27 protein-coding genes are annotated in these 25,459 nt (G+C 47.9%); 19 read left to right on the top strand and 8 right to left on the bottom strand.

Features of this window, described 5'->3' with window-relative positions; all coding sequences use genetic code 11:
* Positions 1–10 precede the first annotated feature (10 nt).
* Positions 11–1,204, bottom strand: coding sequence for a sugar transporter (locus tag AC0IXI_RS12375; protein WP_471682502.1), 1,194 nt, complete (start codon positions 1,202–1,204; stop codon positions 11–13).
* Between the two features lie 166 nt (positions 1,205–1,370).
* Here AC0IXI_RS12375 and AC0IXI_RS12370 point away from each other — a divergent pair, with 166 nt between their 5' ends.
* The 6 genes from AC0IXI_RS12370 to AC0IXI_RS12345 all read left to right on the top strand — a co-directional run bounded on the left by AC0IXI_RS12370 (position 1,371) and on the right by AC0IXI_RS12345 (position 8,302).
* Positions 1,371–2,180, top strand: a complete 810-nt coding sequence (locus tag AC0IXI_RS12370; protein WP_471682501.1) for a PhzF family phenazine biosynthesis protein — start codon at positions 1,371–1,373, stop codon at positions 2,178–2,180.
* A gap of 38 nt (positions 2,181–2,218) precedes the next feature.
* Positions 2,219–3,013 (top strand): PhzF family phenazine biosynthesis protein, encoded by a 795-nt coding sequence (locus AC0IXI_RS12365; protein WP_471682500.1) that lies wholly within the window; start codon positions 2,219–2,221, stop codon positions 3,011–3,013.
* A gap of 118 nt (positions 3,014–3,131) precedes the next feature.
* Complete coding sequence (glsB, locus tag AC0IXI_RS12360) at positions 3,132–4,058, top strand: glutaminase B (protein ID WP_471682499.1); 927 nt, start codon at positions 3,132–3,134, stop codon at positions 4,056–4,058.
* Between the two features lie 171 nt (positions 4,059–4,229).
* Positions 4,230–5,669: a GGDEF domain-containing protein gene (locus AC0IXI_RS12355; protein WP_471682498.1), complete on the top strand. Its 1,440-nt coding sequence runs from the start codon at positions 4,230–4,232 to the stop codon at positions 5,667–5,669.
* Positions 5,670–5,824: 155 nt separating this feature from the next.
* Positions 5,825–7,276 carry a tagaturonate reductase gene (locus AC0IXI_RS12350; protein ID WP_410370359.1) on the top strand — a complete coding sequence of 484 codons (1,452 nt, stop codon included), beginning with the start codon at positions 5,825–5,827 and terminating at the stop codon, positions 7,274–7,276.
* Positions 7,277–7,342: 66 nt separating this feature from the next.
* On the top strand, positions 7,343–8,302 hold the full coding sequence (locus AC0IXI_RS12345) for a zinc-dependent alcohol dehydrogenase family protein (RefSeq protein ID WP_471682497.1): 960 nt from the start codon (positions 7,343–7,345) through the stop codon (positions 8,300–8,302).
* Here AC0IXI_RS12345 and dsbG read toward each other — a convergent pair whose 3' ends face one another.
* Positions 8,303–9,067, bottom strand: a complete 765-nt coding sequence (dsbG, locus tag AC0IXI_RS12340; protein WP_134182672.1) for a thiol:disulfide interchange protein DsbG — start codon at positions 9,065–9,067, stop codon at positions 8,303–8,305.
* Between the two features lie 145 nt (positions 9,068–9,212).
* On the opposite strand from dsbG, the gene AC0IXI_RS12335 reads away from it, so the two are divergent.
* Positions 9,213–9,503, top strand: a complete 291-nt coding sequence (locus AC0IXI_RS12335; RefSeq protein WP_134182670.1) for a VF530 family protein — start codon at positions 9,213–9,215, stop codon at positions 9,501–9,503.
* A 22-nt stretch (positions 9,504–9,525) separates the two neighbouring features.
* The gene (locus tag AC0IXI_RS12330) at positions 9,526–10,314 is read left to right on the top strand and encodes a phosphotransferase family protein (protein ID WP_471682496.1); all 789 of its coding nucleotides are present in this window, start codon (positions 9,526–9,528) and stop codon (positions 10,312–10,314) included.
* On the opposite strand, the gene AC0IXI_RS12325 is transcribed toward AC0IXI_RS12330, so the two are convergent.
* Positions 10,311–11,510 (bottom strand): NAD(P)/FAD-dependent oxidoreductase, encoded by a 1,200-nt coding sequence (locus AC0IXI_RS12325; RefSeq protein ID WP_471682495.1) that lies wholly within the window; start codon positions 11,508–11,510, stop codon positions 10,311–10,313. The two genes, AC0IXI_RS12330 and AC0IXI_RS12325, sit on opposite strands and share 4 nt — an antisense overlap.
* A gap of 224 nt (positions 11,511–11,734) precedes the next feature.
* Here AC0IXI_RS12325 and AC0IXI_RS12320 point away from each other — a divergent pair, with 224 nt between their 5' ends.
* Positions 11,735–12,244, top strand: coding sequence for an RrF2 family transcriptional regulator (locus AC0IXI_RS12320; RefSeq protein WP_034455602.1), 510 nt, complete (start codon positions 11,735–11,737; stop codon positions 12,242–12,244).
* 3 nt (positions 12,245–12,247) lie between these two features.
* On the opposite strand, the gene AC0IXI_RS12315 is transcribed toward AC0IXI_RS12320, so the two are convergent.
* The 3 genes from AC0IXI_RS12315 to AC0IXI_RS12305 all read right to left on the bottom strand — a co-directional run bounded on the left by AC0IXI_RS12315 (position 12,248) and on the right by AC0IXI_RS12305 (position 15,232).
* Positions 12,248–13,252 carry a FecCD family ABC transporter permease gene (locus AC0IXI_RS12315; protein ID WP_064518840.1) on the bottom strand — a complete coding sequence of 335 codons (1,005 nt, stop codon included), beginning with the start codon at positions 13,250–13,252 and terminating at the stop codon, positions 12,248–12,250.
* Complete coding sequence (locus AC0IXI_RS12310; RefSeq protein WP_471682494.1) at positions 13,252–14,208, bottom strand: ABC transporter substrate-binding protein; 957 nt, start codon at positions 14,206–14,208, stop codon at positions 13,252–13,254. Before AC0IXI_RS12310 ends, AC0IXI_RS12315 begins: the two co-directional genes overlap by 1 nt.
* A gap of 232 nt (positions 14,209–14,440) precedes the next feature.
* The gene (locus AC0IXI_RS12305) at positions 14,441–15,232 is read right to left on the bottom strand and encodes an ABC transporter ATP-binding protein (RefSeq protein ID WP_471682493.1); all 792 of its coding nucleotides are present in this window, start codon (positions 15,230–15,232) and stop codon (positions 14,441–14,443) included.
* A 143-nt stretch (positions 15,233–15,375) separates the two neighbouring features.
* Here AC0IXI_RS12305 and AC0IXI_RS12300 point away from each other — a divergent pair, with 143 nt between their 5' ends.
* Genes AC0IXI_RS12300 through AC0IXI_RS12290 form a run of 3 tightly spaced genes read left to right on the top strand, consistent with a single transcriptional unit; the run spans position 15,376 to position 18,171 of the window.
* The gene (locus tag AC0IXI_RS12300; RefSeq protein ID WP_422568489.1) at positions 15,376–16,428 is read left to right on the top strand and encodes an ABC transporter substrate-binding protein; all 1,053 of its coding nucleotides are present in this window, start codon (positions 15,376–15,378) and stop codon (positions 16,426–16,428) included.
* Positions 16,418–17,422, top strand: coding sequence for a FecCD family ABC transporter permease (locus tag AC0IXI_RS12295; RefSeq protein WP_471682492.1), 1,005 nt, complete (start codon positions 16,418–16,420; stop codon positions 17,420–17,422). The genes AC0IXI_RS12300 and AC0IXI_RS12295 overlap by 11 nt, the downstream gene beginning before the upstream one ends.
* Complete coding sequence (locus AC0IXI_RS12290) at positions 17,419–18,171, top strand: ABC transporter ATP-binding protein (RefSeq protein ID WP_422568491.1); 753 nt, start codon at positions 17,419–17,421, stop codon at positions 18,169–18,171. Before AC0IXI_RS12295 ends, AC0IXI_RS12290 begins: the two co-directional genes overlap by 4 nt.
* Here the strand turns inward: AC0IXI_RS12290 and AC0IXI_RS12285 are convergent.
* Positions 18,155–18,880 (bottom strand): substrate-binding domain-containing protein, encoded by a 726-nt coding sequence (locus AC0IXI_RS12285; protein ID WP_471682491.1) that lies wholly within the window; start codon positions 18,878–18,880, stop codon positions 18,155–18,157. The two genes, AC0IXI_RS12290 and AC0IXI_RS12285, sit on opposite strands and share 17 nt — an antisense overlap.
* A 620-nt stretch (positions 18,881–19,500) precedes the next feature.
* Between AC0IXI_RS12285 and AC0IXI_RS12280 the strand changes: the two genes are divergently transcribed.
* The 6 genes from AC0IXI_RS12280 (at position 19,501) to AC0IXI_RS12255 (ending at position 23,472) form a co-directional block, all read left to right on the top strand.
* Positions 19,501–20,091, top strand: coding sequence for a lipid-binding SYLF domain-containing protein (locus AC0IXI_RS12280; RefSeq protein WP_471682490.1), 591 nt, complete (start codon positions 19,501–19,503; stop codon positions 20,089–20,091).
* 199 nt (positions 20,092–20,290) lie between these two features.
* Complete coding sequence (locus tag AC0IXI_RS12275) at positions 20,291–21,457, top strand: methyl-accepting chemotaxis protein (protein ID WP_471682489.1); 1,167 nt, start codon at positions 20,291–20,293, stop codon at positions 21,455–21,457.
* A 202-nt stretch (positions 21,458–21,659) separates the two neighbouring features.
* Complete coding sequence (locus tag AC0IXI_RS12270; protein WP_226812007.1) at positions 21,660–21,824, top strand: YnfU family zinc-binding protein; 165 nt, start codon at positions 21,660–21,662, stop codon at positions 21,822–21,824.
* A 232-nt stretch (positions 21,825–22,056) separates the two neighbouring features.
* Positions 22,057–22,380: an antibiotic biosynthesis monooxygenase family protein gene (locus AC0IXI_RS12265; protein ID WP_134182649.1), complete on the top strand. Its 324-nt coding sequence runs from the start codon at positions 22,057–22,059 to the stop codon at positions 22,378–22,380.
* Entirely contained in the window at positions 22,373–22,765 is a 393-nt protein-coding gene (locus AC0IXI_RS12260) for an amino acid-binding protein (protein WP_471682488.1), read from the top strand. The genes AC0IXI_RS12265 and AC0IXI_RS12260 overlap by 8 nt, the downstream gene beginning before the upstream one ends.
* Entirely contained in the window at positions 22,762–23,472 is a 711-nt protein-coding gene (locus AC0IXI_RS12255; protein ID WP_471682487.1) for an ArsR/SmtB family transcription factor, read from the top strand. Before AC0IXI_RS12260 ends, AC0IXI_RS12255 begins: the two co-directional genes overlap by 4 nt.
* A 57-nt stretch (positions 23,473–23,529) precedes the next feature.
* Here the strand turns inward: AC0IXI_RS12255 and AC0IXI_RS12250 are convergent, their stop codons facing one another.
* Positions 23,530–24,372, bottom strand: a complete 843-nt coding sequence (locus AC0IXI_RS12250; RefSeq protein ID WP_471683228.1) for an MBL fold metallo-hydrolase — start codon at positions 24,370–24,372, stop codon at positions 23,530–23,532.
* Positions 24,373–24,542: 170 nt separating this feature from the next.
* On the opposite strand from AC0IXI_RS12250, the gene AC0IXI_RS12245 reads away from it, so the two are divergent.
* Positions 24,543–25,436, top strand: a complete 894-nt coding sequence (locus AC0IXI_RS12245; RefSeq protein ID WP_471682486.1) for a LysR substrate-binding domain-containing protein — start codon at positions 24,543–24,545, stop codon at positions 25,434–25,436.
* Positions 25,437–25,459: the final 23 nt, after the last annotated feature.

The following is a 25,459-nucleotide window of genomic DNA, read 5'->3' as shown; positions in this document are numbered from 1 at the left end:
CTTAACTCACTTAGTGGCTTTGCTGTTCTTCCAGCGACACGGGCCAGCGACGGAATATCAACACCGACCAGATAAGTGCTGCCAGGGCTGGAACCGCACCGACCAACCCGATACTCGACATATCAAAATGCAGGCTGACCTGGTTTCCAACCAACGCGCCCGCACCAATCCCAAGATTAAAAATCCCTGAGAATAGCGCCATCGAGACGTCTGTTGCATCCGGGGCCAGCGCCAGTACTTTCACCTGCACACCCAGCGTAATAATCATAATTGCGATGCCCCAGAACAAGCTTAATATCGTCAGGTTTACTGTGCTTTGTGCTGCGGGCAAGAGCAATGCAAGGCAAAGAACTAACAAGCCGATTGAGCCGCTAACCAGCATAGATGAATGGCGGTTGCCCAACTTGCCAAACATCACACTACCAATAATCCCGGCACCACCAAGAACCAGCAACAAGAAGGTGGCTACATTGGCGCTAAGGCCTGCCACGGTTTGTACAAACGGCTCAATGTAGCTGTAGGCGGTGTAATGCGCGGTTACGACTACGGCTACCAGCACATACAGACTCATTAACGCCGGGCGTTTGAACAGCAGTGGCAAACTTTTCAGTGAGCCAGAATGTTCGCTTGGTAATTTAGGCAGCAACTTGATAACGCAAAATAGTGTCAGGGCGGCTATCACGCCAATGGCGAAGAAGGTGGTGCGCCAGCCGAAATACTGGCCGACTACGCGCCCAAGCGGCAAACCTAGAACCATCGCCAGCGCAGTACCTGTCGCAATCAAACTCAGTGCCTGGGCCTTTTTACCCGCAGGTGCCATACGTATCGCCAGAGATGCGGTTATCGACCAGAAAATAGCGTGAGCAAACGCGATACCAATGCGGCTTATTACCAGCACGGTGAAGTTCCAGGCCACGAAAGACAGCACATGGCTTGCGATAAACAAGGTAAAGATGCCAATCAGTAGCCGTTTACGCTCAACTTGGCTGGTCAATAACATAAATGGCAGAGACATCAGAGCAACGACCCATGCGTAGATAGTCAGCATGATCCCGACTTCTGCAGTTTGCATACCAAAACTACTGGCGATATCGGAAAGCAAACCGACGGGTACAAATTCGGTGGTGTTAAAAATGAAAGCCGCAACCGCGAGTGTTACGACGCGTAACCATGCCGTTTTGCGTGAGACATTACTTATTGTCATAGATTGGTTTCGCGCTGATAAATGAACTGTTAGGAGAGGCGGTGATCATAAAACCATCGATCCAGCCATACAACCCATTTTGTGATTTAAGTCTCATTTAATTGTGCTGTTAATCCTGACTCTCATGGCATGGTATGTAATTGGGATATGTGGTGGAGTGAAAGCGATGCAGCAAATTGATTTTTATATGGTAGATGCCTTTACCGATACCACTTTTGGTGGCAACGCAGCGGCGGTGTGTCCGCTTACTGAGTGGTTACCTGATGAAGCCCTGCTGGCAATGGCTCGCCAGCATAACCAGTCAGAAACAGCTTTTTTTATTACTACAGATGATGGCTTTGAATTGCGCTGGTTCACCACTCAGGGGGAAATTAATCTCTGTGGCCACGCAACGCTTGCAACGGCGCATGTGATTTTTGAGTCTCTCAATTACCCTGAGGCCACAATCCACTTTACTACCCGTTTCGTTGGCCCACTTACGGTTACCCGCAATGGTGACTGGTTAACGCTGGATTTCCCGGCAACCAGCAGCGAGCCTGTTGAGCCGCCACAATTACTGCTCGATTGCCTGGGGATTAGTGATTACCAGGAAGTCAGGCTTGGGCGCACATATACCGTTCTGCTCAAGAATCAACGGCAGGTTGAAGCGATAAATCCAGATATTCAATTGATGCTCAAGCTCAACCAAAAGGTCTGTATTACGGCACCTGCCGAAATTGAAGGTTACGATTTTGTCAGCCGTTTCTTCTCACCTGCTGCGGCAATTACCGAAGATCCGGTTACCGGGTCAACTCACACCATGTTGATTCCTTACTGGGCGCAACGGTTAGGCAAAACACAGATGCTGGCTCGTCAGGTTTCCAGTCGTGGAGGCGATATTCGCTGCCAACTGGTCGGTGATAGGGTGTTGATGTCGGGCAAGGCGGTGACTTATCTGGTCGGCAAAGTATTACTGCGCAGCCAGCCAACGTTATGATTTAACGCGCATTATTGAGTTATCCGGGAGGAGAGGCTATGCAACAAATTGATTTTTATATGGTAGATGCGTTTAGCGATACCACTTTTGGCGGCAATGCGGCAGCAGTATGCCCGCTTACTGAATGGCTGCCTGATGAAACTCTGCTGGCAATGTCTCGCCAGCATAATCAATCCGAAACGGCCTTTTTTATTACCACCGATAGTGGCTACGAGTTACGTTGGTTCACCACCCAAGGGGAAATTAATCTGTGTGGCCATGCAACCCTTGCAGCGGCACATGTGATTTTTGAATATCTCAATCACCCGGAAACCACGATTCACTTCGATACACGCTTTGTTGGCCCGTTGTCGGTGACACGTAACGGGGATTGGTTGACGCTTGATTTCCCGGCCTGGGAATCTGAACCCGTTATGCCGCTTCCGTTGCTACTGGAAACGTTAGGTATTACGCAATGCCAGGAAGTGCGTGTCGCACGGGACTACATGGTTGTGCTGGAGAATCAGCAACAGGTAGAGGCTGTTTGTCCAAATATCAATGCGATGATACCGCTCGAAAAAATGGTCTGTATTACTGCCCCGGGTGATGGCGAATATGATTTTGTCAGCCGCTTCTTCTGCCCAGGTGAATCGGTACCGGAAGATCCGGTTACAGGGTCAACACATAGCATGCTCATTCCATATTGGGCGGACCGCTTAGGTAAAACGCAGATGCTCGCTCGCCAGGTATCCCAACGTGGTGGTGATTTGCGATGTCAACTCGTTGGCGACAGAGTGCTTATAGCGGGTAAAGCAGCAACTTATTTGATTGGGAAAGTATTACTGCGCAGCTGAGTTGTTTTCACTTGAATCGCATCGGCTGGAAAGCGCTGTTGCGCGTTTTCATCTGCCTGACGTAGCGGTGGTCTGATATAATGGCGGGCGTAAAATACCCGCCAATCAGGAGTTTGCAGTGCCAGGTCTGTTAGATAATCAATTGCTGGAAGATATTCTCACGCAGGTTCGGCCATTGATTGGTCGCGGTAAAGTGGCAGATTACATTCCTGCACTAGCGGAAATTCCAGGAGATAAGCTCGGGATTGCAGTTTGCACCGTAGAAGGTGAGGTATTTAGCGCAGGTGATGCGACTGAGCGCTTCTCCATTCAGTCGATCTCTAAAGTATTGAGTCTGGCATTGGCAATGGCGCGCTATGACGAGCACGAAATCTGGCAACGCGTGGGTAAAGAGCCATCAGGGCAACCGTTCAATTCCTTACTCCAGTTGGAGCTTGAACAAGGTAAACCCCGTAATCCGTTTATTAATGCCGGCGCGTTAGTGGTATGCGATATGTTGCAGACTCGCTTGAGTGCGCCGAAGCAACGTATGCTGGAAGTGGTGCGTTTGCTTGCGGAGCAACCTGACCTGGCTTATGACTCACGCGTAGCGAAATCTGAGTTTGAACATTCGGCCCGTAATGCGGCGATTGCCTGGCTTATGAAATCATTCGGCAATTTCGACAATGACGTCATAACCGTCCTGCAAAATTACTTCCACTACTGCGCGTTGAAAATGAGCTGTACTGAATTGGCAAAAACCTTCCTGTTTTTGGCAAACCAGGGGCGCGCATTGCATCTTGCTGATCCCGTTATCACGGCTCAACAAGCCCGGCAGATTAATGCATTGATGGTCACCAGCGGAATGTATGATGGTGCCGGTGAGTTTGCCTATCGTGTCGGGATGCCGGGTAAGTCGGGTGTCGGCGGGGGAATCATTGCCGTTGTGCCGCATGAGATGTCGATTGCTGTCTGGTGCCCGGAATTAGATGCTTCGGGGAACTCACTTGCGGGAACGGCAGCACTTGAAATTCTGGCGCAGCGAATTGGCCGTTCAATCTTCTAACATTTTCGTAAGCTATGCATATTAGAGCCTGAGGGATCAGGCTTATAAGCTTTATCTCGTTGACAACAGGTTGTACCAGATAAAATATGCTAAGCTAAAATTCATTTTTTGCACTCATCTCGTTGTATTATTTTATTAAGCAGTGCATGCATAAATATGAGTTAAAATAGCATGTCTAATCAAAATAAATTTAAGATCTTTTCGCCTGAAAAATGGCTGGCTAACGCCATCAGTATATTTGTTATTACTACATTGTTTTACTTCTTTGGGGCTTCACTTCGCCTGATTGATGAGCTGTCTTTGTTCTGGCCGCTGAATGCCGTGCTGGCTGCCGTGTTTGTGCGCAACCCGTTCCTGAATCGCCCTGTATATTATTTCCTCTGTTATAGCGCGATGGTGGTTTACGACGCTTTTACCACGCATTGGGGTTGGCAATCAGCGATAATAAATCTCTCCAATATGGTGTTTATTATCATTGTAGCCCTGCTATTACTCCGTTATTCCCGAGATGAAGATGAAAATAATTGGGCCATTAATGCCTTTAAACTTTTCTATTTTTGTCTTATTGGTTCGCTGCTCAGTTCTTTATTAGGATCTTTGGGCTCCCTTGGCCCTTCATCAGACTATCGCCAGTTTCTTCCATTGTTTGGCGATTGGTTTAGTGAGCAATTCTCTACCGGGGTTCTGATGATGCCATTTTTGCTTATGGCTAAATGGCCGCAGTGGGGGAAGATGCCCGCTTTTCATTTTTCGAAACTCTACCCGCTGCTGGGCGTTATCATTTCGGTGATTGCCTCAGTAGTGATTGGCGGTGCAGGGAGTCTTGCGTACCCGCTGCCAGCCCTTATCTGGTGTGCGATCCGCTACCCATTGCCGATTACTGCGTTGGTTACGTTTTTAACGGGCGGTATGGAGATTGTTCTGGTCGCCAACTCAATAGTGGTCTTTCACCATAGCCAGCCGCTGGTGGTGAATGAGATGTTCTCTGCACGTCTGGGTATTGCCACTATGGCGATTTGCCCGCTGATTGTGTCGGTGAGCGTAGATGCCATTAACCGCCTGATTAAACAGACCTCGCTGCGTGCCGATTATGATTATCTTACCGGTGTGCATTCTCGTTCAGGTCTTTATGAAGCGCTGAAAATCACCGCGCCGTTAATGCATAAACCCGGTCAAAAATTGTCTGTGATGCTGCTGGATATCGATTATTTCAAACGTATTAATGACAACTATGGTCATGAATGTGGAGATGTCGTGTTAAGCGCTTTTGCCGGGCAATTAAGAAAGGCGGTGGGTGAAGAGGGGCTGGTGGCTCGTCTGGGCGGTGAGGAGTTTGTGGTGGCGTGTAGCACCAATTCCGAAGATGAAGGGTATAAGATTGCGGAGAAGATTCGCCAGAGTATAGAACTCACAGCGTTTCGTTATCAGCAACAAACGCTGTTTATTACTGTCAGTATTGGCCTTGCTGCTGCAACACCTCAAAATGAGCCGCTGCTTGATGTGTTTAACTCGTTGTTGGCGGAGGCAGATAAATACCTCTATTTATCCAAGCGCAATGGCCGCAATCAAATAAGCACCGCCACCTTTAAAGAACTGGCTATCAATAGTTAGTCACAGATAGAGAGTTGTTCTACCAAAAATGGGTGTAAAAATAATTGGTATAACAACTCTAACTTGATCAAAACGGGGTTTCACTTCGTTGAGTTCTGGTAATTTGGACAGGATTTTTATGGTCGCTCATCCTGTACACACCAAGGAACAACATAGTGAAAACACTTAATCGTCAAGACTTCCCTGGCGCCCAATACCCAGAACGTATTATCCAGTTTGGTGAAGGCAACTTCCTGCGTGCTTTCATCGACTGGCAAGTCGATCTTCTTAATGAACACACGGACTTAGACGCGGGCGTTGTTATCGTACGTCCTATCGACAGCGCATTCCCGCCGTCGTTATCTACCCAGGATGGGCTATATACCACGGTTATCCGTGGTCTGAACGAGCAGGGCGAAGCAGTAAGTGACTCGCGTCTGATTCGCTCCGTTACCCGTGAAATCAACGTCTATCAAGAATATGAAACGTACCTGAAACTGGCACATAACCCAGACATGCGTTTCGTGTTCTCTAATACCACCGAAGCGGGCATTAGCTACCACGCAGGCGATAAGTTTGAAGATGCGCCAGCGGTAAGCTACCCGGCTAAACTGACTCGTTTGCTGTTCGAACGCTTCAACCACTTCAACGGTGCTGCGGATAAAGGTTGGGTTATCATTCCTTGCGAATTGATCGACTACAACGGTGACGCACTGCAAGAATTGGTTCTGCGTTATGCACAAGAGTGGGAACTGCCTGCAGCATTTACCCAATGGCTGAACGACGCGAACACCTTCTGTTCTACGCTGGTGGACCGTATCGTTACTGGTTATCCGCGTGACGAAGCTGCCGACATTGAAAAATCTTTGGGCTACAAAGATAGCTTCCTGGCCGCTGCTGAGCACTTCTACCTGTTTGTTATTCAGGGGCCTGCGTCACTGGCACAAGAGCTGCGTCTGGATAAATATCCGCTGAACGTGCTGATCGTTGATGACATCAAACCTTATAAAGAACGTAAGGTTGCGATCCTGAACGGTGCTCACACTGCGTTAGTTCCGGTTGCTTATCTGGCTGGTTTGAACACCGTTGGTGAGTCTATGAACGATGCCGAAGTTTGTGGCTTCGTAGAAAAGACCATCGCTGAAGAAATCATCCCAGTACTGGATCTGCCACGTGACGAATTACAGTCATTCGCACAAGCGGTAACCAGCCGTTTCCAGAACCCGTATATTCAGCACCAACTGCTGTCTATCGCGTTGAACGGCATGACCAAGTTCCGTACCCGTATTTTGCCGCAATTGCTGGCAGGCCAGCAGGCTAACGGTACTTTACCTGCGCGTCTGACTTTCGCACTGGCAGCACTGATTGCCTTCTACAAAGGCGAGCGTAACAACGAAAGCTATCCGTTACAGGATGACGAGCATTGGTTGGTACGTTATCAGCAACTGTGGACTTCACTTGGCGACAAACAGATCACCGAGCAGCAGTTGGTTGAAGCGGTACTGTGCGATAGCGACCATTGGGGCCAGGATTTGACTCAGGTTCCAGGTCTGGTTGCTAAAGTTAGCGAAGATTTGCAGGTTATTCTGACTCAGGGTATGCGTGCCGCAGTAGCTCGTTACTGCTAAGTGCCACCAAACCGGTAGAAAACCTTGATATAGTGCCTCCAGGCTTAGCTTAGAGGCACTTTTTTTATGCACAATTCTGCACTCTGGTTCCGCCAGTTTGGCCAACCAGAACACGTTATTACTCTTGAACAGGCAGAACTTACTCCGCGCCCTTGCGCAATGCTGCGCGTACAAATGCGTTATGCCCCCGTCAATCCTTCCGACCTTATCCCGATAACAGGCGCTTATCGTCATCGAGTGATACCACCGCGAATAGTGGGCTACGAAGGAGTTGGTGTAGTTATCGATGCGGATAACCCCGAGTGGATTGGTAAACGCATTTTGCCGTTACGCGGTGACGGCACCTGGCAGCAATGGGTTGATTGCCCCCAGCAATGGGCTGTACCTGTCCCTGATAACACTCCCGATCTTTTAGCTGCCCGAGGATACATCAACCCGCTTGCGGCATTCGTGATGCTAAAACAATGGCCGGTGCAGGGGAAGCGTGTGTTACTCACCGCGGCAAACTCCTCATGTGCGGCATTGCTTGCTCAGTGGGCCACTATTCAGGGGGCGACTGAAGTCGTTGGGGTATGCCGTAATGAAGATCAAAAAGCGATGTTGCTTCAGAACGGCATTAGGCCGCTTACCATGGATGACCATGAAGCGCTGCGGATTACCGCGCAGTATGCCGATGTAGTGTTTGATGCAGTGGGCGGGAGCCTTGCGACTTTGCTGCTATCTCATCTTCAGGCCGATGCAGATTTTGTTTCCTACGGCCTACTGAGTGGTGAACCCTATCAAGCCAAAAATTATGCAACATGGCCTCAGAGATTTCATCTGCGTGATACCCTGGCAGTGACTGACTCAAGAGAATGGCAGCAGTGGTTCGTCGAGCTTTGGCCGCTACTTGCGAACAGCCAGTTACCCGACGTTAAGCTATTTGCATTGGCGAAGTGGCGCGATGCACTACGGGCATTTGCTGTTTCAGGGCGACGTTGTAAGCCAGTTTTGGCGATGTTACGTGACAACGTCACCCATGAATAGTTACTTATCGCCACCCATGATCGTTTTCATGGTCTCTTCATCTGGCAGGCCCTGATGTTGTTGCAGACGCCCATCTTTATTGAGGTAATAAATAGAAGGAGTGGCCGTCCCGCCCAGTTCATCCATTAACGCCAGGTTATCTTCCAGCGCTTTCGTGATTTCTGGTTTGATGGTTGCCGGGATTTTTAATGCCAATTTCCCTTTGCTACTCTCATATTCAGCCAATGTTTTAGCCGGATCGTCAGCCATCATGATTGCTGCGGCTTTTTGCCCACTGTCCGGGCGTAACATCCCAACCATTAAGACGCGTAGCTGTACCTTTCCTGAATTCAGCCAAGGTTGCGCATTCTGCCAAAATTGAGTGCAGTACGGGCAGTATGGGTCGGCAAACGCGTAGACAATTTGCGGGGCATCTGCTTTTCCTGCTGCTATCCAGTGATTTTTCTCAAGTTTCTGCCACATCTCTTTGGCCATGGGCGCATAAACCCATTTCTCGACTTGCGCATCGCTGAGGTTTTTCCCGGTGGCATCAACCAGATTACCCATAATTGCATGCTGTTTATCCGGGGTCAGGAACACTGTTGTGCCTTGCCCCTGGAATTGCATCACGTAGCCTGGTAGGTCGCCGGGGCCTTTAAATTCACCTTTGAGTTCAAATCCTTGCTGCTGTAAGGCGGTAATTGGGGCAGGGAGTTTAGCCTCAGTTGCCAGCGCGGAAGTGCTGGTTAGCAGGGCAAGCGACAGGGTCCATACTGCATGTTTCATTACGTATTCCTTATCATTCTCTTGATGAATGTATGCCCGGGTAGGCTACATGTCGTACGCTTGTAAGGAAAGTTCTCGTTTAGAAAGATGAGGCCGCGTTATTTTGTTATCTTATGCGCAATTATTTAGATCTACTGGATGCATTATGACCCACTCATCAAAAGACCCTCTGCACGGCGTGACGCTTGAAACTATTGTGAATGCGTTAGTTGCACATTTCGGCTGGGAAAAACTAGCAAAACTTATCAATATCAATTGTTTCAAAAGCGACCCAAGCGTGAAGTCCAGCCTCAAATTTTTGCGCCGCACGCCATGGGCGCGTAAAGAAGTCGAAGATCTGTATATCGATATGGTAGAGACCACAAACGAGGCGTCACAAGACCTTCCAGCTGATAGCCCGTGGGCCAACTGGCAGAGCAAGAAAGACCAGGAGTAGTAACCAATAGCGGGGTGAAGTGATGAGTGATTGTCTGGCAAAAATGGGGGCTGCCCGTGTTCGTCGAACATCATTCCATGGTATCGAATGCATTGAAAAAAGCCCGAGCAGTATAGTCGAGTTTCAATTCTATCAATATGTTGCTCCGGCATTTCGCACCGCTGGTATCGCTATCCCCGAGTTGTTAGCGTGTGATGCCGAAACCCAGACATTAACGCTGGAATATATTCCCCACGCTATGAGTCAACATGAGTTAGCGGAGCGCCGCGACGTGTTGACGACAATTACTCGTATTCATCAATATCCCGTCGATAAGCAATGGGCTTTTAAAAACCACCATTGGATGCATAACAAAACTACAAACGCGCTTGATCTGCTGAAGTTACCGAGTAAGTCTGTTGCGATTGTTCTCGATATTGAAAAATATGGCTCATGCCTGTTTAGCCCGCAAACGCTTATCTCTGGTGATACCAATGCAGGTAATTGGGGAATAAGAGAACAGGGAGAAGTGGTGTTATATGACTGGGAGCGATTCAGTACCGGCAGCCCGGCAATTGACCTCGCCCCCTTAATTAAAGGAATGGGAAACATCTCTGATTACATTCATATCGCAAAACGATATCAGGAAGTTTCACCATCCACTGATGCCGCTGCGCTGGCTCAGGAGATTGCTATCTGCAAATTATGGATAGTCACCGAAGTCCTCGATATTCTTTCTCGCAACCATAAGGCCGATCTCAGCAAATATATCGATTGGTATCGCAGCCATTTGCCAACATGGCTAACTCAGCTACGGCAATTCTTAGGTTAAACAAACGGCGCTAACGGGTCGGCTGCCGCAAAGGCGATTTCTTTCTCCGGTTTAGGCGGATAAATCAGTTCGCTAGTGATAGCGATTTTAATTTTCTTGCCATCCGCGCGGGTAGATTTCACCACCTGATCCCATCCCTCGGTGTAAACCGCACCCCATGCACCTAAATCCAGGCAGGTGACGTAGTTGACCTGGCTATAAGGATGGGGAGCCACGCCGATGATGTCTGCTGCAACGTTGTTACCCACGAAACGTCCGAGCATGATCGCGTGCTGGCAGGTCATCAGGGCGGTGTTGCCTTTATCATCGGTACGGGCATAAGCCACATCACCGGTCGCATAAATGTCTTCATGACCAACGACTTTCAGGTTTTGATCAACATGCAGGCGACCTTGTGCATCGCGCGTGGCTGGAATTTGCGCGGTAAGTGGGCTGGCCTGTACGCCCATGGTCATAATCACCGTGTTGGAAGCAATAAAATCGCCGTTCTTAAACTTAACGCCATGTTCATTGATAGCAGCAATTTCTGCTTCAAGCTGCCATTCAACACCAAGTTCGTCGCTTGCTTGTTTGATAACCTGACACAACTCTTCGCTGTAACGGCCGCCAATTACCGGGCTTCGGTCTGCAACAATCACTCGCACCTGAGTTTCATTTCCCAAAATCGCACGTAAACGAGCAGGGAGTTCGGTTGCCAGTTCAATACCTGTGAAACCGCCGCCACAAACCACTACGGTATTACGCGCATGGCTATCGGGTTGCTCCGCTAACTGGTGAAGGTGTTTTTCAAGATGAGCCGCGCTTTCAAGTTTATCGACATCAAAAGCATGCTCATTTGCGCCAGGGAAAATTGGGTTGATTTGACTGCCGGTGGCTAATACCAGGCGGTCATAGTGAAGCGCCGCCAACTGGTCTTGCGCGGTGTGATACCACACTTGTTTGCTCGCGACGTCAATCTCACTGGCGGACCCGGCAATAAACTTCACTCCTGTAGCAGCAAACAGCGGTAATAGAGGCGCTGCAAAATTTTCAACTCCCGCCTCATAAAAGCGTGGGCGAATACGGAGCTCTGGTTGCGGTGCGAGGACTGTTATCTCAATATCGTTGCGATCGTGAAGATCGGTTAAACGTGCAGCGCTCAACGCTGCCCACATTCCGGCAAACCCTGCGCCTAAAATAAGAATTTGTTGTTTCATAATTTATCCCTGGTTTTTCTGCGGTCATTGAAAATCTTAACTACGATCATATTTGTCGTAGTTAAGATTTTCAAGGGCTTTAGGGTGGTCAGAAATGATTTACGCCTTAATCATTTGAAATTAATTGATATTTAAAAACAAATTAATAATGGTAACTGACAGGAATTGCTTCAAAACAAGGAAGGATTTATTATTTAACTCAGAATAAACGGAGCGGAGCATTTATGGCATTTTACAGTTCTGGCGTGGAGTACGGTATCCATAGCCTGATGTGTCTGGTTGATAGCAAAGGTGATGGCCGCGAGATGAGCGTGCGGGAAATTGCTGAGCTACAAAACGTTCCGTACGACTATCTGGCGAAGATTTTTACCAAGCTCTCCAAAGCTCAGTTGGTTGAAAGTACCGAAGGAAAAGGTGGGGGATTTCGCCTGGCGAAACCTGCCGATCAGATAACAGTGCTGGATATAGTCGCGGCTATCGATGGTGAAAAATCGATTTTTGACTGTAAAGAAATTCGCCAGCGCATGGCTATCTTTGATGAGCCAGCTCCCGCATGGGCATGTGAAGGCGTGTGTGGTGTGCGCCATGTGATGCAGGTTGCGCAGCAACGTATGGAAGAAGCTCTTGCTCAGCACACCGTGCTGGATTTGGCGCGCAGAATGTTTAGAAAAGCGCCGGAAGCGCTGCCTATCCAAATTGAAGAGTGGATAGGCCGTCGCCGTAGCGACGCTTAGTATTTAGCTGACGCGGCGTAGCAGTATCACCAGAACAAACACGCCGCCCACACCGGCTGTGATAATCCCAATTGGCAGCTCCTGAGGGGCGGTGAGTGTTCTACTAAGAATGTCGCCCGCAGAGAGAAGTATTGCCCCCATTATTCCCACTAGTGGCAATAATTTCCGGTGACGCACACCAGCAAATGGTCGCGCCAGATGGGGCACCATCAACCCAACAAAACCAATCACCCCGGTTAGTGAAACCAGGATTGCGGTGGCCATAGAACAGCAGAGGAAAACCTCGGTTCGTAAGCGATTGACGTTAATACCCAGTGACCAGGCGGTTTGCTCGCCTGCCAACAGGGCATCGAGGGCTCGCCAGCGTCGGGATATAAGCACAATGAGAATGATCAGTGCGGTCGCGGCAAATCCGAGATTTTCCCAGCGTGCAAAACCTAAACCGCCAAGCGCCCAAAAAAGTGCATTGCTGGCGGCCCGCTGATCGCCGGAAAAAATCAGGAAGTTGGTCAACGCCCCAAATAAAAATGACACCGCCAGCCCGCATATAATCAGCTTTTCAGTTCCTTTATGTGATTGAGACATAAAGATAATCATCACGGCAGCGGCAGACAGCATCCCACCGACAAATGCGGCTATGGGCAATGTCCACGAACCCAGACTATCGCCAAGACGGGTTATCACCAGCACCACGCCTGCAGAAGCACCCGAAGATAGGCCGAATAAAAAGGGGTCGGCTAAATCGTTGCGCGTGGTGGTTTGCAGCAAGGAACCGACCAGGGCCAACCCGGCACCGGCAATTATGCCCAGTATCGTGCGCGGCAACCGTAATTCGAGCACGATGCTTTTTATCATCGGGGCAACCTCACCATGCACCAGGCCGAGGGAGGTCAACACTTGTGAAAAAGAGAGTGCTACGCTGCCATTCGCAACACTTGCCAGAGCGAGCCCAGCAAGCAACAGCGGGGCGACTAGCCACACCAGCAAAAACCGCTTGTTAGCGAACATTAGTTAAATGCTGCCGGATAAAATGCGCGGGCAAGTTTAGTAATCGCGGTGATATTGGCAGGGCCAGGTGTCAGTTCCTGATACTTCAGTTTCAGATAGCGATGATGAAGCACCGCTGGCGTATTCTTCATCAACGGATGCTGTTCCAGGAAACGCCGTAATCCATCAGCGCCACCGTTATAGTCAGACTGATAGTCCATCAGAATAATAAACTCAGGCTCCGCGGCAGCAACACTTTCCCAGTTGGTAGCGGCCCAGCTTTTATCCATCGTATCCATGACGTTTTTACCGCCAGCAGCTTCGATAATTGCCGTTGGCATGGCATAGGCACCGCTGGTGAACGGCTTATCTTCGCCAGAATCGTAGAGGAAAACACGCACTGGTTTATGCGCAGCAGTCTTTTTGGTTAAGTTCGCAACCTGCCTTTTCCAGCTATCGACCAACTTCACGGCATCTTCTTCTTTGCCAAAGACTTTCCCCAGGCGCAGCATGTCGCCATACAGCAGATCCATACTGGCGCGTGGGCGATGGCTATTAACGTGAATACAACTTTCACTCAGGATCAGCGTCTTGATGTTAAATTTTGCCAGCGCCTGAGGCGTGACATCGCCACGTAAACCGTAGTTCCAGCCGGCGAAGAACAGGTCGGGCTTTGCCGCCAGTAACGTTTCCATCGACGGGTATTTCGGCGCAATTTCCGGGATAGAACCCTGCAAACGAGTAAATGCCGGGATATTTTTATACCAGCCAGAAATGCCACTGACGCCTACGATTTTAGGTTGCAGATGTAGAGCGAAGGCCATTTCAGACATATTGATGTCATGAACGACCATGCGCTTAGGCGCCTCGGTAAACGTCATTGGTTTACCACAGTTATCGACGGTGACCGGGAAGCCAGAGGCAACCGCGCCGCCAGAAATCACGGTCAGTAACGCCGCCAGAATTGATTTTTTCACACATACTCCTGATTCACTATTGCCGCAAATGATTGACCTTGCGGACATGAATAGCGGGGACAGGGTGTCCAGAATGGAACCTCACCTGAGCACACTATCCCGGATAGCGACGTGCGCTAAAACGGCAGAACCGAAAGCGAAACTCTCGCTTCCTGATAAACCGCCGCACCATACAGGAATTGATGGGGTGAATAGGTCTGGTCAGATCAAACAATGCTTAGTTATTTGTATTTCAATCAAATTGTGATGGCAGGGCTTCGAAGATGCGTAGTGTTTTGCCACTGTTGGGATGTGTAACATGCAGGCTCTGCATACCGAATATTTTTGCAAGCCAGGTTGAGTCCAGAACCTGCGCCGGCGTACCTCGGCAAATCAGTTGCCCATGGTTCATCATCAGAACCTGGTCTGAAAAAGGTTGAATCAATTCAAGATCATGCAACACCGCAATGGTGGTGATGTTTTTGTGTCTGACGAGGCTAAGCAACTGATGACGGGCGAGTGGATCGAGATGATTGGTCGGTTCATCCAACAACAGCAAAGCGGGTTGTTGGGCCAGAACACGGGCTAAACCTGCTCGCTGACGCTCACCACCGGATAATTTCCCCAACGAAACCTGTTGTAGATGCGTGATGCCAACATCGTTAATCGCCTCGGTAATGGCGTTTTCATGTTCAACATTTGGATATTCGGCCTGCCAGGGAATGCGCCCCAATGCCACATATTCACGCACTGTTAGACGTAAATCTGCATTGTCATGCTGGGTCAGTAGAGCGACAGAGCGCGCGCGTTCAATGGGTTTCATGGTGCTTAACGCTTTACCCTGAATCACAATCTCGCCGTGAGCGGGTAGCAGCTCGCTGATGATAAGCCGTAACACAGTCGATTTCCCGCTACCATTTGGCCCTATTATTGAAACAAATTCACCGGGATAAATATCAAATGACACCGCATTCACCTGTGGTGTTTTACCGGCAAAGCAGTGGGTTAGGTCACGAACAGATAGTAGGCTTTCAGGCGCGTTCATTGGCAATATCATTAGCTGAAAATGGCGCTTAGGATAGCAGCCATGTTTTGCCAGGCAAGCAGTAAGGATCGATAATCAGTTGCTAATGCCATCGCTATATAATTTAATATATATCGAATTTACTCCTTTCCCAGATGGCAACTATGTTAATCCTTCGTAATATCGTACTGGTTCTTGCCAGTATGTTTTTCGCATTGAACGCTCAGGCAGACAGAATCATCACTGACCAACTTGGTCGCCAGGTCACTATTCCTGATCATGTTGAAAAAGTGGTGGTGTTACAGCATCAGACCTTGAATCTATTGGTTCAGCTTAATGCACAAAATGAAATAGCAGGTGTGATGACCAGCTGGAAAAAACAGCTTGGCCCTGAGTTTTCACGCTTTATGCCTAAGATTACCTCGCTGCCGACTCCGGGTGATCTCACCTCGGTAAATATCGAAAGCTTGTTGGCCATTCACCCGCAAGTGGTATTCGTCGCCAACTATGCACCCCCTGAGATGATTCAGCAGATTCAGAGTGCTGGAATCCCTGTCGTGGCAGTCTCTTTGAGAAAGGATGCTGACGGGCAACAGGATAAAATGAATCCGACGATGGCGGATGAAGAGCTGGCCTACAACGAAGGGCTAAAACAAGGTATCCGTCTCATTGCAGATGTGGTGGGGCGCAAACCTGAGGGTGAAGCACTCATCAAGTATACCTTTACGGCGCGTGAGAAATTTAACGCTCCGGTTGCAAATATCCCTGATACGCAGAAAGTGCGTGTCTACATGGCGAACCCTGATTTGATGACTTATGGCTCAGGTAAATACACTGGGCTTATGATGAAGCATGCAGGTGCGTTGAACGTCGCCGCAGCCAGCGTAAAAGGCGCGCGCCAGGTTTCTCTGGAACAGGTATTACAGTGGAATCCACAAGTTATCTTCGTGCAGGATCGCTATCCGCAGGTGGTGACTGAAATTCTGAATGACCCGAACTGGCAGGGTATTGATGCCGTGAAAAACCATCGTGTCTGGTTAATGCCGGAATATGCGAAAGCCTGGGGTTACCCAATGCCGGAAGCCCTGGCGATTGGCGAGTTGTGGATGGCGAAAAAACTCTATCCGGATGCCTATAAAAACGTCGATGTCGATGCCCAGGCGCAAGATTACTACCAGAACTTTTATCGTGTGAACTGGCAGCCCGATGCTAAGTAGTGAGTCATTTATTCCCCAGCAACTGGTACTGATTATCTCAGTGCTGTTGCTGGGAGTTGCTTCACTTTGCTTAGGTCAATATTCACTTACGCTAAGTGAAGTTCTCCATCAGCTAACTCATTTCTCCGATACGCAAAACATTGCCAACCAGGTCATCTGGACGGTAAGACTACCGCGTATTCTGATGGCTTTGCTTGCCGGTGGCGCGCTGGGATTATGTGGAGCAACACTGCAAGGGGTTTTCCATAACCCGCTGGTTGATCCACATATCATCGGCGTGACGTCAGGCGCAGCTTTTGGTGGCACGCTGGCGATTCTGCTTGGTCTTGAACCATTAATGATGATGGGGTCGACATTTTTCTTCGGACTGAGCGCATTGATTCTGGTCTATGCGATCGCCGCCTTGCAGGGGCGAGAAAACGCATTGGTGCTGATTCTCTCCGGTATCATTCTGAGTGGTTTTTTTGCAGCCCTGGTAAGCCTTATTCAATATCAGGCCGATACAGAAGAAGTTTTACCTAACATCGTTTTTTGGTTGTTGGGGAGTTTCGCAACCGCCAACTGGCATAAAGTTTTGATGCTGACTGTTCCGGTCATGATTTCTACCGCGATTTTGTTCCAGTTACGTTGGCGCATTAACCTATTGTCACTTAACGATAAAGACGCGCAGGCGTTGGGTATTTCCGTGGTACCACTTCGACGCAGCGTATTGGTTTGCTGTGCATTTTTGGTCGCAGCACAGGTCGCTGTCAGTGGCAGTATCGCATGGGTGGGATTAGTCATTCCTCATCTGGCGCGTCTTCTGGTGGGGGTTGACCATCGCCGTTTACTCCCGACAGCATTCTGGATGGGGGGCGGCTTTATGATTGCCGTTGATGATATTGCCCGCACGTTAATGCAATCCGAAATTCCATTGGGAATCATCACCGCTTTATTGGGTGCACCGCTGTTTACCTTTTTGCTAATACACTCAAGCCGTAGAGGCCGTCGATGAAAACGGGTGAATTACGTGTTCGGCAACTGTTATACGGACACAAAGTGCCGTTGTTTGAACCGCTCAGCTTTCACTGCCAGCAAGGGGAGGTTTGGGCAGTTCTCGGACGCAACGGTTTGGGGAAAAGCACTTTGCTTGACACGCTGACAGGTACATTAAAACCCCTCGCTGGGAATATAGAAAATGAGGGTGGCATTGGTATTGTTGCGCAACATTCGCACTTGCCCTTTCCGTACTCGGTAAGCGATGTGGTGCTGATGGGAAGGGCGCAGCATGTGAAGCTATTTTCACAACCGGGCAGTGCGGATAAGCAGAAAGTTATCGAGGCGCTGGAGCAGTTAAATATTGCACAGTTGGTTTCAACACCTTTTACTTCTCTCTCTGGCGGGCAGCAGCAATTAGTGATGATTGCCCGCGCGCTTGTGACTGCCAGCCAAATCTTATTGTTGGATGAACCTTGTTCAGCGTTGGATTTAGCCAACCAACAGGTGGTGTTACAACTGATTAGCGATCTGGCTCACCGCCAGCATCGCGGCATCATTTTTACCACCCATGATCCAGTTCATGCATTGCAGGTTGCAACCCATACGCTGCTGCTTTTGCCTGGAGGGAAATGGTTGGCCGGCGCGACCGATACCATCGCTTCTGAAGAGAATCTGTCTCAAGCTTATGGTTTAACGTTGCGGAAAATCAGGATGGGCAACTATGCCACCCCGTTTGTTGCGCCACTCTTTACGATTGAGAAGTGAGTGGTAAAAAACCAGCGCTAGTCAGAAACGCTTGTCCTTCATGGCTAAGAATAAATTCAACCAGTGCCATTACCTCTGCGGAATTATCGAGCACAGCCAACTGATATTCGCAGCGAATATTGTGTTCTGGCGCAATTGGTACGCAACGGATATCCAGCTGCCCGCTCAACGCTTTGCCATAATGCGCATAGCCAATAAACACATCGGCGAAGCCGTGGCGTAAAATCCAGGCGCTAGCCAGTTCACCTGGCGGGACGCTGAGCGTATCACGGCCACCAACCAGCGGAATTGCCCGCAGGCGCAGTTGCTGCCCAAGACCTGGCTGAAGCTGTTCGAGTTTATCAAACAGTGCCCATGTGTAATCACCAGACGGGTCACACCCAGGCGTGGAAGTACCAATCCGTAGTGCTGGGTCAGTGAGCAAATCTAGCCAGTCGCCACTTTTTTGCGTAGTTAATACCAGTTGATTCCAGGTGAAGGTCTGGGTTTTGGTCGCTTTACCTGTCGCAAGTAAGTGTTGGGGATGCTCCCGATTGGCAGAAGCGAAAAGGGCGCAGGGCTCTCCAACTTCAATGCGCTCTCTCAACAACCCTGCCGGGCCAAATTGTGCTGCAACCTCAATCCCTGTGAGTTGGGTAAAATGGTTAAGCAGCGGGGTTAAAGCCAGTCGTAAACTGCCGGCGGCAAGCAAAGGTAAAGCGCACGTCATTATTTTGAGTTCTCTCACTAAATGTTTGGTTCAGCAGATATATACCATCATACTTAACTTTTACTAATGGTTTTTGTTAATTGCAAAATCGCACTGCGTTATTATTCAGGCAGTACGCTGGGGGGTTAATCTGTAAATGCCCAAATGATAAGTTTATATAACTTGTAGGTTAGAAAACCAAAACTTAGTGTGAAGAAAATCGACACTATAGATAGCCTGGGATATAGATATTTTGGCATGTAATAGTAAAGATCAGAAAAAATCCACTTTGTCACCAGGTAGCTTAAGAACGAAAAGAAATATGCTTCAGCTATATTTTTACTTTTACGTTTCATGAGTAAAGACTCCGTCAATAATCAAGTGAAAAATAACCTTATATAACATTCATCGTAATATCCACTTAATTAGCTGATTGGCTGATTTTTGCGCACACCGCACTGACCTTCAATATCAAAATCATTTCCAGTTAAATCTTGTATAAAAATAAACAAAGAAAATAAAAATCAGCACAAATTAAATAACATGCAACACTGCTGAAACATAAAATCCGCATTCTTATTTTTGGTATTTGGCAACAGAATTTGTTCGTTTTGCCGCCTATTTTTTGAATCAGGATATACATGAAGTACAAAAAGCTCATTCTAATTGCCGCTTTGGTCATTGCAGGTTGTAGCGCAAAGGGCGATACGGCTAGCCAGCAACGAAGTGCCATTCAGCAGATGCGAATTGATACGCTGATGAAACTGTATAAGGTCCACCCTGAAGCCCGCAGTGAGATCCTGAAGTCAAAAGGGTATGCGGTGTTCTCCAATAACAGTAGCAAGATTTTGTTATTTGGGTTTGGCAGTGGATATGGTGTTGTGAAAGACCTCCGGTCAGGGAAAGACACCTATATGAAAATGGCACAGGCCGGGGCAGGATTGGGGATGGGCGTGAAGCAACAGCGAACCGTTCTGGTGTTCAAGGACAGCAAAGCGCTGAGCGATTTTATTAAGAATGGCTATATTGTTGGCGCTGATGCAAATGCCGCGGCCAAATATGACGATAAAGGGTTGCCTGCGTTGGGGGCTTCGGCAAGTGCCGTTGCTCCGGACAATGTAGCAGTGCCTAAACCAGTGGGTGTGTATGAGCTCACTGAAAAAGGCCTTGCCGCACAAGCCATGGTTAATGGTTACAAATACTGGCCAGATGACGCTCTGAACAGTAAATAATCTAGAGAAGCTAACGGCACGATGGTGCCGTTTTTTTATAGGGTAATTTTTCAGCTTCAAAAGCAGAAGGGTAAAGAAGTGTAAAAAACTATTTCATTTGCTTATGGCAGTACATAGCTTCAATTTCAATTATGCACTGGCTTTTTCATCAATACCGACAATAAATAAAGAACCAGCAAAACATGTTATAGGGTTAGGTATGCTTAACAACTACAGCGTAAGAACCGTTATCCTTGTTTTTATATCTGCCTCTTTTGTCTTTATTGATCTTATGGCCTTCCTTCTGGTAGCAAATGTGAGTGTCATCCTCATGTTGAACATCGTCGGCGTTGTATTGATCTCAACCTTATGGCTTTACATGACTAAATATCTTGTGAGGCCGATTAACGAGGTTAAAAGAAATATTGATGAAATCAACTCAGGGAATTTATCAATTTCTATCCGCGAGTTTGGCAATAATTGTGCGGGGAAATTAATTCCAGGGATAAATAGCCTCGCAAAAGAAATATCCAGTCTGGTCATGGATATAAGAAAATCATCCAATTCGGCCAGCATTTTATCCGGCACGCTGGCTAACCAAAGTGCCGAACTCTCAGTCAAAACTGAACAGCAATCGGCCATGCTGATGCAAACAGCATCAAGCATGGAAGAGATTTCAGCGGGGACAAAGAGCAATGCAGAAAACACCCGCCAGTTAAACGATATAACCAATGAAGCCCATAAATCTGCAGGTCATGGGAGTGAGTTGATGCATAAACTCACTGAGAATATGGTATCCATTACTGATTGTTCGAAGAAAATGACCGAAATTATTAGCATTATCGATGGGATAGCGTTTCAGACGAATATCCTGGCGCTTAATGCAGCGGTTGAAGCCGCGCGAGCGGGTGAGCACGGCAAAGGATTTGCAGTGGTGGCGGGTGAAGTCCGGGTGTTAGCTCAAAAAAGCTCTGAGTCTGCCAAAAACATAAAAGCGCTGATTGAAAAAACAAATACCAATGTAATGCAGGGTGCAAAACTTGTATCTGAAGCAGAAAAAAACATGCACGACATCGTTTCAGGCTCAGATGATCTTAACATGCTGATGGAACATATTTTCATATCGACGAATGAGCAGGAAAAAGGTATTCAACAAATAACCATTGCTTTGTCCGAGCTGGAAAAAGTCACTCTGAGTAATGCTGCAGTCGTTGTGGAACTCGCAGAATCCTCAGATGTTCTAAAAAACCAGGTGGTAGAACTTCAAAAAAGAACCAATAATTTACGCTTGAATGGTGAAGATAAAAACACGATGCCTGTGGCTGCGCTCTTAGTCCCAACGAAGCAGGGAAAACATGCATCAGAAGGTCACTGGCAGACATTTTAAATTATCATAATTTAACGACCTGGACTGCACCCCAACTGTTGAATATTCAACGCATTAAGGTGCAGTTTTTAATGGTAAATTTTTAATTATATGGCTGCAGATATTTTTATTAATTTAAGATTCAATTGTCTACTGGATAATTTGTGCGCTATTTGATCAGGGCGTGATACGATGAACCTCATTCATTGAAAGGCTAATCCTCATGTCTATATTCGATTATGCAATGAAGCGCTTTAGTAACGCCACAAATGGCACTGTGACATGTCCAATCTGTGGAAATAAAGCCTCTTTTCCCGCCAACAAAATTCGCCAGGGGCAAACATTGCTCTGCCCAAAATGCAAATCACTGTTTGTTGTACCTCGCTAATACTGTTGCCCACAGATCGTAGCGGCTAACGCCAGCAATCCTCATCTTTTATGAAGATTCTCTCTGGCGAATTGCGCCAAAGAACCTGCGCTGAGCTTACAAATCAGCGCATGTAATGGCGATGAAAACCGCTGTAACTTCTCCTGAACATTCATACTTCGCTTACCAACGAAGCATCATCTTATTGAATCCCTATAGTAGGCTTCACAAGCGTACATTCAGGAGCAGTATTATGATTGCGGTACTTTTTGAAGCGAATGCCATACCTACACAACAAGAGCGGTATCTACAACTGGCTGCAGAATTAAAGCCAGAGTTGGAGCAAATTGCAGGCTTTATTTCAATTGAGCGTTTTCAAAGTCTGAATACCGTAGGAAAAATCCTGTCGCTGTCATGGTGGGAAAGTGAAGAATCTGTCGTAGCGTGGAAACAAAACCTAAAACACCAGGCTGCTCAATTTGAAGGGCGGGAATCTATATTTTCTTTTTACAGAATCAGAGTTGCACATGTCCTGCGCGATTATTCATCTGAAAATAGAGATTCTGGCCATGTATGATATTCACGTTATTCTTACCAATACTCCGGGTGCACTGTCATCGCTGGGATCTTTACTCGGCCAAAGTGGGATAGGACTTGAAGGCGGAGGTGTTTTTACCATCGGTGATGAAAGCCATGCTCATTTTCTGGTTGAAGATGGTGAGCTTGCGACACAAGTGCTTAGCGAGGCTGGTCTGAATGTTAAAAATATCACATTGCCATTAATCAGAAAATTAAAACAAGAAAAGCCTGGAGAGCTCGGTGAAATTGCCAAGGTCATTGCTCTGAATGGAGTTAATATCAATGTACAATATAGCGATCATAATAATCGTTTGATTCTTCTGACCGACAATAACGACCTTGCCGCTAAAGTAACCAAACAATGGGAAGTGCCTGCGGAATGAATTTTAAAGTTACAAAAACTGCTGTTGATGAAACTGACTATCTCGAAACATCCATGTCAGTTGTTGCATCAGCCATTGCTGACCCATCGCGGGTCAGTATTCTTTGTGCGCTAATGGATGGTCGGGCATGGACGGCAACAGAATTAAGTACGGTTGCTAATATCGCCGCATCAACAACAAGCGCGCATCTCGCAAAACTGCTTAATAGTCGCTTAGTTACATGCCTGTCTCAAGGGCGGCATCGTTATTACCGCCTGGCTGGAAGCGATATTGCAGCTCTTCTTGAAACTTTGATGGTGGTATCAGTGCACAGTGGAAAGACGCTTGAGACCAAAACACCGTCACATTTACGTGTTGCCCGGACATGCTACGACCATATGGCCGGAGAAGTTGCTGTTGGAATCTATAACTTCATGTTCAAAGAAGGCTGGTTTTCTCCTGATGGTAATCTGCTTTCGCCGACGGGAACGCTTCAGTTTCATAATATGGGCGTGCTCATCGATCCAAATAGCAGGCGCAAAAGCTCCTGTGCTTGCCTTGACTGGAGCGAGAGAAGATTTCACCTTGGAGGCGGTGCCGGTGCTGCACTGATGCTGTTCTTTGAACAAAAGGGGTGGATAACTAAAATCACTGGTTACAGAGAAGTGGTAATTACAGAAAAGGGCAAAGTCGCTTTTTTACGGTTATTCCAGCTCACTGTGAATTGAATAAAACGAAATTTTAAAGCATTGATTCCGAGCAATCCTTTGCTCTACAGCAGCCTGTTAAGCTTCAACGTATGCGATACGATACCCATTATTTTCAGGAATAACGTGAGCAAATCCCGGTCTGGCAAAGTGCATTCCTGCAATGAGCCATTTTTCTCGGGCTGCTTGTTCCAGAATTTTTTTCCTGGTCACTTCGGCTTGAACAGGGTCGCAGTCAAACGCAATAGAAACAGCCGGTTGTGCAGATTGAATATGTGGGAAATGGACAATATCTCCCCATATCACCAGGCTTTTATTATCCGACTCAATGCGAAACCCGGTGTGACCTGGCGTGTGCCCCGGCAGCCAGACCGGGTGAATACCCTTAGTAATCTCATTCCCATCCAAAAATCTGACACTCTTTTCATAGGCATCCAGCGTTCGGCGCACCAGTGCAAAATTGCGTTGACCACGCTCACTTGCTTGTTTTTGCCAGGTATCATTACGCCAGTATTTTGCTTCCAGAGCATTAAGATGGAGTGTCGCATTCTTAAAAACCGGGCGCCCCTCAATATCGAGCAGGCCGCCTATGTGATCAGGATGACCGTGAGTTAAAAGAAGGGTATCGATTTCTTCTGGGCTACTGCCGGCCGCATAAAGGTTTTCCTTGAGCTTCCCTCCAGCATTATTCAGACCACCTGTACCAGCATCAACCAAAATGGTTCGCCCAGCGCCACGGATAAGATAACAGTTGATGTGAATATTGCCTGGTTCAGTAATCCCGGCATTACGCTGTATTTCACCAGCCTCAGCAATATCAATACCGCACAATAATTCAAGGCTTGCAGACATATTTCCGTCGCTCAGGACGGTAACCCGGTAATCACCGATTTGATGAGATGCAAAGGACGGATAGCTCATGAACAGTTCCTCTTGAGAGCAAGACAAATTGTGCAGAAGGAAAAATCCTTCAACTGACATTTCGTCATGCTACACGCTGTATTATCGCTTCTGAATCGATATTATTTCATCATTCAGTGACATTTTGTCACTGAGGATAAAACCCACCCTCACTTAAAAAGGCAGCGGTTATGCGTCGAAACATCCCCAGTAGCGCTTCGTTGCTGGCTTTTGAAGCCGCAGCAAGACACGGTAATTTTGCCCGTGCGGCAGAAGAACTCTCGCTGACGGAAGGTGCCATCAGCCGTCAAATTGCACGCCTCGAATCGCTACTGAAATGTAAGCTATTTGACCGAACGGGAAGTCGCGTGAAGCTCAATCCTGTCGGGGCGCGCTATGCGCGTCACGTGGGTGAAACGCTTGAGCGCCTGGACCGAGATACTCAATACATAACCGGAATGCCGGAAGGAAACAGAAGTCTGGAGTTAGCTGCGCTGCCGACCTTTGCCAGCCGCTGGCTCATTCCTCGCTTAAGCGGTTTCAGAAAACAGCATCCAGACATCACACTGAATATAGCGGCCAGAATCGATCCATTTATTCTTACCGGTAGTGGCTTTGATGCGGCAGTGCATTTTGATCACCCCGCGTGGGCGGGTATGCGCATGGATTTTCTGTTTAAGGAGAATCTGGTTCCGGTATGTCATCCAGAGCTGCTGACAAATACAGATCTTTCCAGCCAGTTGAACGAATTACCGCGAATTCATCGCAGACAAAATCCAGAGGCCTGGTATAGCTACGCTTGTGAAAGTGGAATTGTCCTCGATAACCCGGCTCAAGGGGTCAGATATGACCTTCACGAAATGGCAATCGCAGCGGCGCTGGCAGGGGATGGCGTGGCATTAGTACCGTGGATGTATGTTGAAAAAGATCTCAGCAGCGGGGCACTTGCAGCGCCCTGGCCCAAATCTGTAGTGCTGAGTAAAAGCTTTTGCCTGGTGAAACCAGTAGAGACTGGAATAAATGACGCTGCACTACAGGCTTTCGAGCAATGGCTTAGGGCTGAAATCACTGATAGCGGGCAATAGCGTAATACGATGGAGCAAATATG

Source organism: Buttiauxella sp. AC038 (genome assembly GCF_979253565.1).
Note: the sequence above shows the minus strand (reverse complement) of the source record. Positions and strands in the feature narration are given on the sequence as shown.

What these genes read in the sequence shown, in the direction of transcription:
- AC0IXI_RS12375 (WP_471682502.1), bottom strand. Translation starts at nt 1,204, where the DNA reads ATGACAATAAGTAATGTCTCACGCAAAACGGCATGGTTACGCGTCGTA.
- AC0IXI_RS12370 (WP_471682501.1), top strand. Translation starts at nt 1,371, where the DNA reads ATGCAGCAAATTGATTTTTATATGGTAGATGCCTTTACCGATACCACT.
- AC0IXI_RS12365 (WP_471682500.1), top strand. Translation starts at nt 2,219, where the DNA reads ATGCAACAAATTGATTTTTATATGGTAGATGCGTTTAGCGATACCACT.
- AC0IXI_RS12355 (WP_471682498.1), top strand. Translation starts at nt 4,230, where the DNA reads ATGTCTAATCAAAATAAATTTAAGATCTTTTCGCCTGAAAAATGGCTG.
- AC0IXI_RS12345 (WP_471682497.1), top strand. Translation starts at nt 7,343, where the DNA reads ATGCACAATTCTGCACTCTGGTTCCGCCAGTTTGGCCAACCAGAACAC.
- dsbG (WP_134182672.1), bottom strand. Translation starts at nt 9,067, where the DNA reads ATGAAACATGCAGTATGGACCCTGTCGCTTGCCCTGCTAACCAGCACT.
- AC0IXI_RS12335 (WP_134182670.1), top strand. Translation starts at nt 9,213, where the DNA reads ATGACCCACTCATCAAAAGACCCTCTGCACGGCGTGACGCTTGAAACT.
- AC0IXI_RS12330 (WP_471682496.1), top strand. Translation starts at nt 9,526, where the DNA reads ATGAGTGATTGTCTGGCAAAAATGGGGGCTGCCCGTGTTCGTCGAACA.
- AC0IXI_RS12325 (WP_471682495.1), bottom strand. Translation starts at nt 11,510, where the DNA reads ATGAAACAACAAATTCTTATTTTAGGCGCAGGGTTTGCCGGAATGTGG.
- AC0IXI_RS12320 (WP_034455602.1), top strand. Translation starts at nt 11,735, where the DNA reads ATGGCATTTTACAGTTCTGGCGTGGAGTACGGTATCCATAGCCTGATG.
- AC0IXI_RS12315 (WP_064518840.1), bottom strand. Translation starts at nt 13,252, where the DNA reads ATGTTCGCTAACAAGCGGTTTTTGCTGGTGTGGCTAGTCGCCCCGCTG.
- AC0IXI_RS12305 (WP_471682493.1), bottom strand. Translation starts at nt 15,232, where the DNA reads ATGAACGCGCCTGAAAGCCTACTATCTGTTCGTGACCTAACCCACTGC.
- AC0IXI_RS12300 (WP_422568489.1), top strand. Translation starts at nt 15,376, where the DNA reads ATGTTAATCCTTCGTAATATCGTACTGGTTCTTGCCAGTATGTTTTTC.
- AC0IXI_RS12295 (WP_471682492.1), top strand. Translation starts at nt 16,418, where the DNA reads ATGCTAAGTAGTGAGTCATTTATTCCCCAGCAACTGGTACTGATTATC.
- AC0IXI_RS12290 (WP_422568491.1), top strand. Translation starts at nt 17,419, where the DNA reads ATGAAAACGGGTGAATTACGTGTTCGGCAACTGTTATACGGACACAAA.
- AC0IXI_RS12285 (WP_471682491.1), bottom strand. Translation starts at nt 18,880, where the DNA reads ATGACGTGCGCTTTACCTTTGCTTGCCGCCGGCAGTTTACGACTGGCT.
- AC0IXI_RS12280 (WP_471682490.1), top strand. Translation starts at nt 19,501, where the DNA reads ATGAAGTACAAAAAGCTCATTCTAATTGCCGCTTTGGTCATTGCAGGT.
- AC0IXI_RS12275 (WP_471682489.1), top strand. Translation starts at nt 20,291, where the DNA reads ATGCTTAACAACTACAGCGTAAGAACCGTTATCCTTGTTTTTATATCT.
- AC0IXI_RS12270 (WP_226812007.1), top strand. Translation starts at nt 21,660, where the DNA reads ATGTCTATATTCGATTATGCAATGAAGCGCTTTAGTAACGCCACAAAT.
- AC0IXI_RS12265 (WP_134182649.1), top strand. Translation starts at nt 22,057, where the DNA reads ATGATTGCGGTACTTTTTGAAGCGAATGCCATACCTACACAACAAGAG.
- AC0IXI_RS12260 (WP_471682488.1), top strand. Translation starts at nt 22,373, where the DNA reads ATGTATGATATTCACGTTATTCTTACCAATACTCCGGGTGCACTGTCA.
- AC0IXI_RS12255 (WP_471682487.1), top strand. Translation starts at nt 22,762, where the DNA reads ATGAATTTTAAAGTTACAAAAACTGCTGTTGATGAAACTGACTATCTC.
- AC0IXI_RS12250 (WP_471683228.1), bottom strand. Translation starts at nt 24,372, where the DNA reads ATGAGCTATCCGTCCTTTGCATCTCATCAAATCGGTGATTACCGGGTT.
- AC0IXI_RS12245 (WP_471682486.1), top strand. Translation starts at nt 24,543, where the DNA reads ATGCGTCGAAACATCCCCAGTAGCGCTTCGTTGCTGGCTTTTGAAGCC.